The organism is Sphingobacterium tenebrionis, assembly GCF_037126265.1.
In the GTDB taxonomy this organism is placed as follows: domain Bacteria; phylum Bacteroidota; class Bacteroidia; order Sphingobacteriales; family Sphingobacteriaceae; genus Sphingobacterium; species Sphingobacterium tenebrionis.
This window is the reverse complement of sequence record NZ_JAYLLN010000004.1, coordinates 41,625-53,233: the sequence shown is the minus strand read 5'-3', so window position 1 is coordinate 53,233 and position 11,609 is coordinate 41,625. Positions and strand designations below refer to the sequence as shown.

At 41.1% G+C, this 11,609-nt stretch carries 12 protein-coding genes; 7 read left to right on the top strand and 5 right to left on the bottom strand.

Going from position 1 to position 11,609, the window contains the following annotated elements; translation table 11 throughout:
• Position 1 precedes the first annotated feature (1 nt).
• Positions 2–1,228 carry a metallophosphoesterase family protein gene (locus VJ786_RS03010; RefSeq protein ID WP_134776784.1) on the bottom strand — a complete coding sequence of 409 codons (1,227 nt, stop codon included), beginning with the start codon at positions 1,226–1,228 and terminating at the stop codon, positions 2–4.
• A gap of 220 nt (positions 1,229–1,448) precedes the next feature.
• Positions 1,449–1,844: a c-type cytochrome gene (locus VJ786_RS03005; RefSeq protein WP_134776783.1), complete on the bottom strand. Its 396-nt coding sequence runs from the start codon at positions 1,842–1,844 to the stop codon at positions 1,449–1,451.
• Between the two features lie 198 nt (positions 1,845–2,042).
• Here VJ786_RS03005 and VJ786_RS03000 point away from each other — a divergent pair, with 198 nt between their 5' ends.
• Positions 2,043–2,750 (top strand): carboxylesterase family protein, encoded by a 708-nt coding sequence (locus VJ786_RS03000; protein WP_134776782.1) that lies wholly within the window; start codon positions 2,043–2,045, stop codon positions 2,748–2,750.
• A 235-nt stretch (positions 2,751–2,985) separates the two neighbouring features.
• On the opposite strand, the gene VJ786_RS02995 is transcribed toward VJ786_RS03000, so the two are convergent.
• Complete coding sequence (locus tag VJ786_RS02995; RefSeq protein WP_099367145.1) at positions 2,986–3,531, bottom strand: hypothetical protein; 546 nt, start codon at positions 3,529–3,531, stop codon at positions 2,986–2,988.
• A gap of 131 nt (positions 3,532–3,662) precedes the next feature.
• Between VJ786_RS02995 and VJ786_RS02990 the strand changes: the two genes are divergently transcribed.
• From VJ786_RS02990 to VJ786_RS02970, 5 genes are all read left to right on the top strand, one after another.
• Positions 3,663–4,163, top strand: a complete 501-nt coding sequence (locus tag VJ786_RS02990; RefSeq protein WP_099367144.1) for a hypothetical protein — start codon at positions 3,663–3,665, stop codon at positions 4,161–4,163.
• A gap of 17 nt (positions 4,164–4,180) precedes the next feature.
• Complete coding sequence (locus VJ786_RS02985) at positions 4,181–4,855, top strand: head GIN domain-containing protein (protein WP_134776781.1); 675 nt, start codon at positions 4,181–4,183, stop codon at positions 4,853–4,855.
• A gap of 62 nt (positions 4,856–4,917) precedes the next feature.
• Positions 4,918–6,468, top strand: a complete 1,551-nt coding sequence (gene guaA, locus VJ786_RS02980; protein WP_099367142.1) for a glutamine-hydrolyzing GMP synthase — start codon at positions 4,918–4,920, stop codon at positions 6,466–6,468.
• On the top strand, positions 6,425–7,711 hold the full coding sequence (locus VJ786_RS02975) for an ABC transporter substrate-binding protein (RefSeq protein WP_134776780.1): 1,287 nt from the start codon (positions 6,425–6,427) through the stop codon (positions 7,709–7,711). The genes guaA and VJ786_RS02975 overlap by 44 nt, the downstream gene beginning before the upstream one ends.
• Before the next feature lie 7 nt (positions 7,712–7,718).
• The gene (locus VJ786_RS02970; protein WP_134776779.1) at positions 7,719–8,900 is read left to right on the top strand and encodes an RsmB/NOP family class I SAM-dependent RNA methyltransferase; all 1,182 of its coding nucleotides are present in this window, start codon (positions 7,719–7,721) and stop codon (positions 8,898–8,900) included.
• A 70-nt stretch (positions 8,901–8,970) separates the two neighbouring features.
• Here VJ786_RS02970 and VJ786_RS02965 read toward each other — a convergent pair whose 3' ends face one another.
• Both VJ786_RS02965 and ychF read right to left on the bottom strand, forming a co-directional pair.
• The gene (locus VJ786_RS02965) at positions 8,971–9,438 is read right to left on the bottom strand and encodes a universal stress protein (RefSeq protein ID WP_099367378.1); all 468 of its coding nucleotides are present in this window, start codon (positions 9,436–9,438) and stop codon (positions 8,971–8,973) included.
• Positions 9,439–9,733: 295 nt separating this feature from the next.
• Positions 9,734–10,834 carry a redox-regulated ATPase YchF gene (gene ychF / locus VJ786_RS02960; protein WP_134776778.1) on the bottom strand — a complete coding sequence of 367 codons (1,101 nt, stop codon included), beginning with the start codon at positions 10,832–10,834 and terminating at the stop codon, positions 9,734–9,736.
• Between the two features lie 226 nt (positions 10,835–11,060).
• Between ychF and VJ786_RS02955 the strand changes: the two genes are divergently transcribed.
• Positions 11,061–11,555: a hypothetical protein gene (locus VJ786_RS02955; RefSeq protein WP_134776777.1), complete on the top strand. Its 495-nt coding sequence runs from the start codon at positions 11,061–11,063 to the stop codon at positions 11,553–11,555.
• Positions 11,556–11,609: the final 54 nt, after the last annotated feature.

The window sequence follows — 11,609 nt, the reverse complement described above, 5'->3', positions numbered from 1 at the left end:
GTTAATCTTCCTTTTCTAGGGTATTCGTAGATACCTCATCAAATAATAACATTAATTCTTCGTTAGGTTCCTGGCCGTATTTTGACTTGAAGTAATCGATGAACAAATCCTTCATATCTTGCTCCAGGTTAACATGTTCACAAGTGCTGGCAAGTTGATTGGCCTGCTTGACCACTGGAATAATATGGATGATGCCATCATGGGCTTCATGCAGGCGTTTCATATCCTGTGCCGTCAGGAAGGTATCACTCTCAATGGTCAATTCGACCAGGCTATTCGGGTTTTCATGCAACCAAACGACTGCCTCATCAATGGAGGTGAATCTTTTTCGGAATAAGGATCGCCCTTTTGTCAATGGAATTGTTCGTGTCAATGCGTTTTTATTAGGTTCCAGATCTACAATGACCACCTGTTTTTCCTGTCCGCTTTCAGAAAAGGAGTAGCACAATGGGCTACTTGGATAGACCACTGGTCTATCTTCCGGACCAATCTGATGATAGCGGTGCAAATGTCCCAAAGCGGTGTATTGGATCTGCTGGGGGATGCTGTCTGAATAGACCAGATCCGCATAGCCTAATTTGATCGGTTTTTCGCCTTCAGGTTCTTCCAATATTTCCCCACCTCTTTTTAACATGTACAGATGCGTTGTCAGGATATTAACGCCATAGCCGTCGCAATATTGCTGTGCAAGGGAGCTCCAACTCTCTTTAAGGGCTTCCTGCAATTGTGCGGCCTTGTCCTCAAATCCCAGAAATTGTTTTAAACGGATTTCATTGGCAAATGGGGTGGCTAAAATTCTGGCCGGATAATAGTATTTTGGGAGTTTGATTTCCATAAACCCTTTATCCACTTTGATGATATCAAAGGCATTTTCCACGGTTAATGGCCTTACTTCCATATGGGGATATCCAAAAAAGAAGATGCCACAGGCTCTAGCCAACGGATCCGGGGAATCTATACGATCGGGCGAATCGTGATTGCCTGCAATGGCAATGACCGGTCTTTTGCCCTCGTTTGTCAGTCTTTTTAAGGTTTTATATAATAATTCCGTGGCTTCGACGGTAGGATTGAAGTTATCGAACAGATCGCCTGCCACAAGTACTAAGTCCACTTCTTCACGTTCAGCGATCTCGCAAATCTCTTCCATGACCTCCCGTTGTTCCTCCATTCGGGAAAAGAAGTCGAGCTTTTTGCCAAGATGCCAATCTCCAGTATGTAATATGCGCATGAATCAATTTTTTGTTAAGGTGATGGTTAAAAGTACAGTTTTTTCAACAGCTTAGGCGTTAAGAAATGTCAAAACTTATCCGCTCGTGCAAAAGAAAATGTGGTCAGATGGTCTGAACTATATACCTAGTTCCGAACAACCGACCACATCTAAAATCCTATTCCTGAGGAATATGGACTTCTATTTAGGGTGTTACCTGAGTCTTTTTGGGACGTTTATACTAATCTTTTAAGATGGTATGAGGTTCTGTTTTACCATTATGGCAAGTGTTACAGGTAATGTTCATTACTTTACCCTCATGCTCATGCTTGAAATGCTTTTTGTTGATCTGATTGGTCATTTTGATCATGTACCGCGCTACATCTTTGTTTGGATTGGTATCCAAAGCGAAATCCAATCCGCGTTCGCCATTTGCTTTTGGGGCATGGCAGTGGTTACATTTTACGCCCAATGCCATGTTGAATGATTTCATGACTTTGTCCAGCTCCTCGTGAGAGATATTTTTAGGTAATACTTTTAAGTTTTTAGGTCTTTCTTCTTGTTTTGCCTGATTAAAAGCTGTTAATCCAACGACGATGGCGAAGACAGCTAGCAGGGTAATCATTGTTCTTTTCATGTGCAATTTTTTTGATAGGTAATGCAATATACTAAGTATTTTAAAGAAATGTAATAATAATGTCATGAGAAATTATATTACATTGGAAAACAGCGTGTTGTATCGTTTGGTTTGTCGGTAAAAATTGGAGTTGCTATCTTGCGACCCTATTTTTATAGATAAATCACCTGAAAACCCTAGGTTTTCCTATTGAAAAACATGAAAAGAATCGTTATTGTTTTAGCTGTTATTTTATCGTTTACAGCATTTTCTGCACAGGCTCAATTGAAGGCTGTGAAAGCTAAGTCCGGTTATTCGTATTGGGTAAGAGTTCCAAAAGATATCAAGGCAAAAGAGAAATTACCTGTTATTGTTTTTTTGCATGGGCGTAGTCTTTCGGGGCATGATTTGAATCGGGTTAAGCGGTATGGTGTTCTGAGGGCAATCGAGCGGGGTAAGGATTTGGATGCGATTGTGGTTGCTCCGCAGACTTCCAACGGATGGAATCCGGATAAAGTGGTTAAAGTGTTGGATGAGGTTTTGGAGGATTATCCTGCTGATAGGCATCGTGTTTATGTGTGTGGGATGAGTATGGGTGGTTATGGTACGTTGGATGTGGCTGGAAAGTATCCTGACCGTTTTGCTGCGGCGGTGGCTATCTGTGGGGGTGGAACGGTTTCCTATGCGTGTAATTTGACGCAAGTACCGGTTTGGATTCAGCATGGAAGTGCGGATACGGCCGTGCCGGCTTCGGAGAGTAAGAAAATCTATAATGCAATCAAGAAGTGTAATAAGAATGCGGATGCAACTTTGACGATAATTCCTGGTGGGACGCATGGAAGTGTGGAAAGGTTATTCCATGGGGAGAAGATTTATGATTTTATGTTTAAGTATTCGAAAGGGGATAATTTTAATGGAGGGAAGTAGGTTGTTTTTGGTATCCTGATCGGCGTCATCCTGAGCGTAGTCGAAGGATCTGTTCGCTAGTAACCGTACAGATCCTTCGACTTCGCTCAGGATGACATGGGGAAGGCAAAGCCTGACAGGTAGAAGGTCTGACATGGGGAAAGATTGCTTCGTCGTGCCTCCTCGCAATGACGCAACAATCTTCCAATGATGACGCTGTGATGCCTCCTCGCAATGACGCTGGGGACGATAAATTCTACAAAGTTCCCATAGCAGCAAATAATCCACCCAACATGCTAAACACGATTATCAAGCCATACAATACCAAAAAGCATATGATCAAGATTCCTACATACTTATAATGCTTTTTCAGAAATCCAAAAGCTGATTCCAATTCCGCGGAATTATTCATATCAATCGCTTTCTTTAAATTATCCCCAAATCTATAAAGCCATAAAATTGGCAGGAAATAAAGCGCCATAATAAATACAAATCCAATAAAACCTGCAAATCCAGCGAATATATTTAAGCCTTCGGCAGCAAACGGAGACATGTTTGGAGCTAATAAGAAGAAAAATCCTAAACCCAAAACATTTAATCCAATGCCGACAAATCCAATAATGGCCAAGAATTTACTCCATTTGGCAATTTCGCGGAGATGTTCGATGGAAAAAATCGTTAATTCCAGCTTAGATTTGAAAGAGGGGTTTGTTACATGCTGATCAGGTTGTCCATAAGCGGATTGCTCCGGTCTATGTTCATTTGGCTGTTGCGGATTGAATTCATTTTCATTTGATTCCATAGTACTTGTGGATTTAGTGGTTGAATAATTGTCTCCCTAAATATAAAACATATTTGCTTAAAAAATTGTTCCATTAACGGAAAATCAAAACATTTTTTGTATTTTAAGATTTATAAACCAAAGGAATAATTATGATTAGAGTACTGTTGATCGCGTTTGTGCTATTGATAACCGATGATATTAAGGCGCAAAAATTGGACTTGAATGCTGTTCGGAACGATTTCAATAAAGGGGTGAAGGATGAGAAATTATGTAAACGATATTTGGATCTTTTGGATGACCAAGCCGACACACCGGTCGAACGCGGATATGCAGCAGCCTTTCATATGTTCATGGCCAAACATACCTCCAATCCGTTCAAGAAAATGGGGTTCTTTAAGGATGGCAGAGACCGCTTGGAAAAAGAGTTAAAGTCCAATCCCAACAATGTAGAGCTTCGCTTCATCCGACTCAGCATACAATACCACATACCCAAGTACTTAGGCTATCACGATGCCATCAAAGGAGATAAGGATTACCTCAAAAACAACCTCCATAAATTGGATGATAAGTTTACGAAAGAAAAAATTTACAAATATTTAAAGGGTGCAAATATGTATACTACCGAAGAATTAGCGTTATTAGGTAGATAAACAAGTATATTAGCACAATGAACATTAAATTCCTATTCGTAGTAGCCCTTAGCTTATGCGCTCAATTTGCCCTTGCACAGATTAAACAGGTCATCCCTGAAGTTACTTCCCTCGATATTACCGATCGATTATCGGTAACCGTGATCCCAAGTGATAGCAGTCAGGTGGAGATCAAAGGGGAATTGGCAGATAAAGTAGAAATCATTATCGCTGGAAACAGCCTTCGTTTAAAAATGAAAGCCGGTTTCTTGATGAAAGGAAATCAAGCCCAGGTGATGGTCTATTCGCCAAGCTTGAACCGTTTAACCGCACGTAAAGGCTCCGAATTATATGTGGAACAGGAAGAATTACAGGGTGATAGCCTGTTCTTTACTTCGCTCGAAGGGGCTAAGATCCGGGCTAAAGTAGCCAGTAACGCTGTTGAAGCTATTGCAGGAACCGGAGCAAGCATCGACTTATTAGGTTCCAGCCAATCCTTATCCGCAACATCCACAGCCGGAGCTTCCATTTTCGCGAAGGATTTACAGGTTAAAAGTGCCTTTGCCAGGTTGAATGCAGGTGGTAAAATCGAAGTGAATGCCTCAGAATCGGCAGATGTGGAAACCAGGATGGGAGGGAGCATTGAAGTGTATGGCAAACCTGCACAAACCAAACAGCGTAAAATTGCCGGAGGAAAGATAAATTTTCATTAATAATGTTTAATTTTCATTAATTTATCTCCTTAAAAATCGTCCGTGATTTGTAACTTTGCGCCATGTCAGAAAAAATAATCATTCTCGATTTTGGATCTCAGTATACGCAGTTAATTGCACGTCGCGTTAGAGAGCTTAACGTTTATTGTGAAATTCATCCCTTCAACAACCTTCCAGCATTTGATGATACGGTAAAAGGAGTGATCTTTTCAGGTAGTCCTTATTCTGTTCGCCAGGAGGATGCGCCTCAAATCGATTTCCAAGCCATCCAAGCGAAATACCCTTTATTGGGGGTTTGTTATGGAGCGCAATATATTGCCCAGAAATCTGGAGGAGATGTTTTACCATCAGAAATACGTGAGTATGGACGTGCTAACCTACAGTTCGTAGACCAAGAGAATGCATTATTAAAAGGTATCCCTACGCAATCCCAAGTATGGATGAGCCATGGTGATACCATCAAAGAAGTTCCTAGTAATTTCACTATTATTTCCAGTACCGATAAAGTGCGTGTTGCAGCTTATCATGTACAAGGAACGAATACCTACGGTATCCAATTCCATCCGGAAGTAACCCACTCTACCGATGGCCAGGTTTTATTGAAAAACTTTGTGATCGATATCTGTGGATGTCATCAGGATTGGACGCCAGATGCTTTCGTTGAAACGACCGTGCAGGAATTGAAAGCGCAGTTAGGAGATGACCATGTGATCATGGCCCTTTCTGGAGGAGTAGATTCAACCGTAGCAGCGGTGTTGTTGCACCATGCAATCGGCAGTAAATTACACTGTTTCTTTGTAGACCATGGTTTGCTTCGTAAAGATGAATACGAGCAGGTTTTGGCTTCCTACAAGAACATGGGATTGAACATCAAGGGTGTTAATGCGAAAGAATTATTCTTTTCTAGACTAGCAGGTGTATCAGAACCTGAACAAAAACGTAAAATTATTGGTGCTTCCTTTATCGATGTATTCGATGAGGCGGCCAAAGAGATACAAAAAGAACTTCCAGAAGGAGCAGAGGCAAAATGGTTGGGTCAGGGTACCATTTACCCAGATATTATCGAATCCATTTCGGTCAAAGGTCCTTCAGCAACCATCAAGTCTCACCACAATGTGGGTGGATTACCTGATTACATGAAATTAAAGGTTATTGAGCCTTTAAAAACACTTTTCAAAGATGAGGTACGTCGAGTTGGTAAAACATTAGAAGTTGATCCGGCCATCCTTGGAAGACATCCTTTCCCAGGACCTGGACTTGCAATTCGAGTTTTAGGAGATATTACAGAAGAAAAGGTACGAATTTTGCAAGAGGCAGATGACATCTACATTCGCAATTTAAAAGAATCAGGATGGTACGATAAAGTTTGGCAAGCAGGAACTATTTTCTTGCCTGTACAATCAGTGGGCGTAATGGGCGATGAACGTACTTACGAACATGTTGTTGCCCTTCGAGCTGTAGGCTCTTTGGATGGCATGACAGCTGATTGGATTCATTTACCGTACGATTTGCTAGCTAAAATTTCAAATGAAATCATCAATCATGTCAAAGGAATCAACAGAGTCGTGTATGACATCAGTTCAAAACCACCAGCTACCATTGAGTGGGAATAAACTAAAAAATATTTCTAATCGTGCATTCACAGCAGTATGCCTTGGGGCAATACTTGCTGTGAGTTCATGTACGCCAAAAACAACAGGTGTACTTCGTAATCCTACCGTCCACGGAGGTAATGTAGGTTCAGAAACCACGAAACCTACCACCAAAGCGGAAGAAAAAAAGAATGAAGAAGCCAAAAAAGCAGAATTAAGCCCTAACATTGCCCTATTACTTCCTTTCCAATTGGATAAGGTAGCAGGGCACAATGTGGTGGAAGCCGATGTGAAACGTTCGGCTTTGGCCTTGGACTTTTATCAAGGTTTTCAATTGGGCGTAAATGAAGCATCCAAGAAAAATGGGAACATTAAGATAAATGTGATGGACTCCCAGGATTCGGAGATTCGCAATGTGACTTTGGCGGCAACGAAGGATGTAACGGAAGCGAGTTTGATCGTTGGCCCTGTATATCCAAAGGAGATCCGTTCTTTTGCACGAGCGAATACCAACAAAAAAGTACTTCAGGTTAGTCCTTTGGCAGCTTCTATGCCAACGGAATTCAATATCAGCAACCTGGTTTCCATTACGCCACCAATCCGCATCCACATGCGTGCCGTAGCGAATGAGATCAATGCGAAATATCGCGCAGGCGATGTGGTAATCGTTTTTGATGCCCGTGATAATGATCACCGTCAGTTTATCGATGGCTTTGATGCTGAACTAAAAAGGATCAATCCAAATGTTATCATCAAGCATATTGCTTCCACTTCCCAATTGGGATCGGCGATGCCTGATGTTGGCTATGCTTTTGTGGTCTGTGGAACGACTGAAAGAACCCAATTGCGCTCTTTTGTAAGTACCTTGGATAATTTGGTAAGCAGTGGAAACAGCATCAAATTATTCGGACATCCACTTTGGGAAAGGATAGATTTTAGTCCTTACGATAATTTTTACCGCATGGATCCAACCATTACTTCCGAGAGCCATTTGAAAGTATGGAGTTCCGAAGTACAGAATTTCCAAAGAAACTATAAAACGCAGTTTAAAGTTGATCCTTCGGATTATGCCTATAAAGGCTATGATGCGGGACGCTTTTTCACGACGATGTTGAATAAATATGGTCAGGATTATGCCGAAAAGATTGTGGATGAAAAATACAATGGGATCTTTTCCAATTATCAATTCAGCTATAATCCGCAATGGGGTTATGTAAACCAATCGGTGAATTTTAGGACCTATAGGAACGGTTCTTTTCAATAATCATTTCATGCTGGAGTTTAATCCGAAACGAGTTCAGGGACAGGTTCGTAATTTTGAGAGATGCATGGCGTCTTACTCGTTTAATGAACCGTTCTCCCGATATCTGACACAATTCTATAAAAGTAATAAACAGATGGGTTCATCCGATAGGCGGATGAATTCCAGGTATTGCTATCATTTTTTCCGTTTAGGAAAGGCCTTGTCGACATTAAGTCTGCAGGAGCGATTGGTGGTTGCCGAGTTTTTATGTGAAAGCGAAAGTGCTGCTGTTGCGTTGTTTCAACCGGATTGGATTTCCAGGATTTCGGATGATCTTCCTAGTAAGATTGCATTTATCAGCAGTATCTATGGGGATTTCCTAGGAGATGTATTTCCGTTTTTGGAAGATCTTTCTCCGGCGATCAATAAAGAAGAATTTATAACTTCCCATTTTGTTCAACCTGATCTTTACATCCGTCTACAAAAGGGCAAAGAAGATGTGGTTAAAAAGGAACTGGATCGTCAGGGAGTGCAATACCAGATTATTGCACCTCAGACCTTGGCATTGGCCAATGGGACCAATCTACAGCAGTTCAGGAAAATTGATGGGGCCTATGAGGTTCAGGATCTATCTTCCCAACAGACTTTAGATGGGGTAGAAATTATGCCTAAAAGCTCCTGGTGGGATTGTTGTGCAGCATCTGGGGGCAAATCCCTTTTGCTATTGGATAAAGAACCTGATATCAAATTAATGGTTTCGGATATCCGTTTGAGTATTCTTCGGAATCTGGATGAGCGCTTTGAAAGGGCGGGGGTGAAGACCTATTTCCGTAAAAAGATCTTGGATCTGAGTACGCCGGTAGAAAACCTGATGTCCGGAGAAGCCTTTGATGGGATTCTTTTGGATGCGCCATGCTCTGGTTCTGGAACCTGGGGAAGAACGCCTGAAATGCTTTCCAAAATTGAAAAGTCGGATATTGATGCTTATGCTGATTTGCAGAAGAATATTGCGAGTAATGTGATCCCTTATCTGAAAGTGGGTAAACCGCTGATTTATATTACCTGTTCGGTGTATGCACAGGAGAATGAGGAAGTGGTGAATCAGGTGGCTGCCGAGTTTGGGTTGGAGGTGGAAGAAATGCGGACCATTGCAGGGTATAATAAAAAAGCGGACTCCATGTTCGTTGCCCGCTTGAAAAAGTCTTCTTGATTAAATTCTTTATAATGCTGATTGCATTCCTTTTTTTGGTTAATCACAATTTAAGGGATTGACCAAACTATTAATCACAGTTCAATGGAATAACCAAAACTGGGACTGTTGCTTTACGAATCAAGGCCTCAGATACCGATCCGGAAAGGAAATGATCAAATCCTGTTCGGCCATTGTTGCCTACGATAATGAGATCGGCAGTCCATTCTTTTGCCACACTAAGGATTTCATCCCTGATATCTCCCACACGGTTAAATGTAAATGTTTCTTTTGCGTCCAGGAATTCATCTGCCACTCTATTCAGGTAGTCTTGGGATGCCTGTTGTTGGATCTCTGAAACTTCAGGAACAATGATGGGTTGCTGACCTAAAAGTGGATCTACACCATAAGCAGTCGGGGAGGTAGGCGGAACTACGGTAACCAATGCCAAGGATGGTTGGATATTGGTGACGATCTGTTTGGTATAGTCGATAGCCCGTTGAGAACATGGTGTCTCATCGATAGCTAATAATATGCGGGAGAATTTTAATGATGCCATTTTTTTTTAGTATTTAGTAATTAGTATTTAGTAGTTAGACTGTAGGGTCTATAATCTAGTGTCTATTATCTATAATCTAGTGTCTATTATCTATAATCTTTAATGCTATAAACTAATGTACGAAAAAAAAACGTGGTTTACTTGGGAAAAAAAAACGTCATTGCGAGGAACGAAGCAATCTTTCGATAGGTGTAAAGATTGCTTCGTTCCTCGCAATGACGGTAAAATCCTCGCAATGAGGGTGTGTTCCTCGCAATGACGATTTAAAACTTTATCAATTAATCGTTAAAACGACTTAAACATTGAATCTGAAGTGCATAATATCACCATCCTCAACGACATACGTCTTTCCTTCAACAGCCAGTTTTCCGGCTTCTTTAACCGCTGCTTCCGATCCATAATTCACGAAATCTGCGTACTTGATCACCTCCGCACGTATAAACCCTTTTTCAAAATCCGTATGAATCACACCAGCTGCCTGCGGTGCAGTAAATCCTCTTTCAATCGTCCAAGCACGTACTTCCTGCACACCTGCCGTAAAATAAGTCGCCAAGTCCAACAACGAATAAGCCGCACGGATCAATTTATAAACACCAGATTCTTCCAAACCAAGATCTTCCAAGAACATCTTACGCTCTTCATAATCTTCTAACTGCGCAATCTCCGATTCAATCTGTGCTGAAATGATCAATACCTCCGCATTTTCATCCTTCACAGCCTCTTTAACACGCTCCACATACGCATTTCCTGTATTCACAGAAGCTTCATCCACATTACATACATAAAGCACCGGCTTGATGGTCAACAAGGTAAGATCCTCAATAAACTCAAAGTCCTCAACCGAAATAGGAGCAGTACGGGCTGATTTTCCAGCTTCCAAATGTTCCTTCACAACAGAAAGGATCTCAAAAGTGCGTTTAGCATCCTTATCTCCACCTGTCTTCGCCATCTTCTCTACCTTTTGGATGCGTTTAACCACTGTATCCAAATCTTTCAGTTGCAATTCGGTATCAATGATCTCCTTATCACGGATTGGATCTACCGAACCATCCACATGGATCACATTTCCATCATCAAAACAACGTAAAACATGGATGATCGCATTGGTCGTACGGATATTTCCCAGGAATTGGTTTCCTAGACCTTCACCTTTGGAAGCCCCCTTAACCAAACCAGCGATATCAACAATCTCAATGTTGTTCGGAACAATACGTTGAGGATTTACCAATTCTGCTAATTTGTTCAAACGCTCATCCGGAACAGTGATCACACCCACGTTCGGTTCAATCGTACAGAACGGAAAGTTAGCTGCCTGCGCTTTCGCATTGGATAAACAGTTAAATAAGGTTGACTTGCCCACATTCGGTAGGCCTACGATACCACATTGTAATGCCATAAGTAATTTATGTTAAAATTGCGACAAAGATAAGAAAATGAAGCCACAATTTAGAAGGTCATTTTTCTATTCCCTAAAGCAGGCTTCCATCAAAATTTTACAAAATTTAACATTTTACCGATTAATCCTTGGCGGTCATTTCAAAGTCATAGAATCAAAATAAGGCAGACCAAAAGGTCTTTAATAGAAGATAGATCAAGAGGTCTTTAATGATAAGGAGGATATTATGAAAAAATTATTTTACGCAGCATTATTTCTTGGAGCTTTCGTTTTTGCTAATCCAGCAAATGCCCAAATCAATGTAAGCTTCAATATTGGCGTACAACCTAATTGGGGTCCGGTTGGATACGATTATGCCAGGTATTATTATATCCCCGAAATTGATGTCTATTACGATGTGTCGAACAGGTATTACCATTATTACGACGGTAGACGCTGGGCAAGACAAAGATCTTTGCCGGGACGTTATGGACATGTAGATCTGTACCGCACTTACAAAGTGGTGATCAATGATTCCAATCCTTGGCGGAACCACCGTTCGTACTACGATCGTTATCATAGATACTCCAGGAATTATTCCCAGGTAAACCTTAGGGATGGCCGTGGAAATAATAAATATTATAAAGACCGCGAAAAGCATTACCGTAAAATGGAAAAAGAACGTAATAAATACCATAAGAAAATGGATAAACATTACAGAAAACATAGAGGGAGAGATTAGTGTGTAAGTTTAATTGTAGGAAAGCCGCTTCTTAACGTAAGTTCTGAGGCGGTT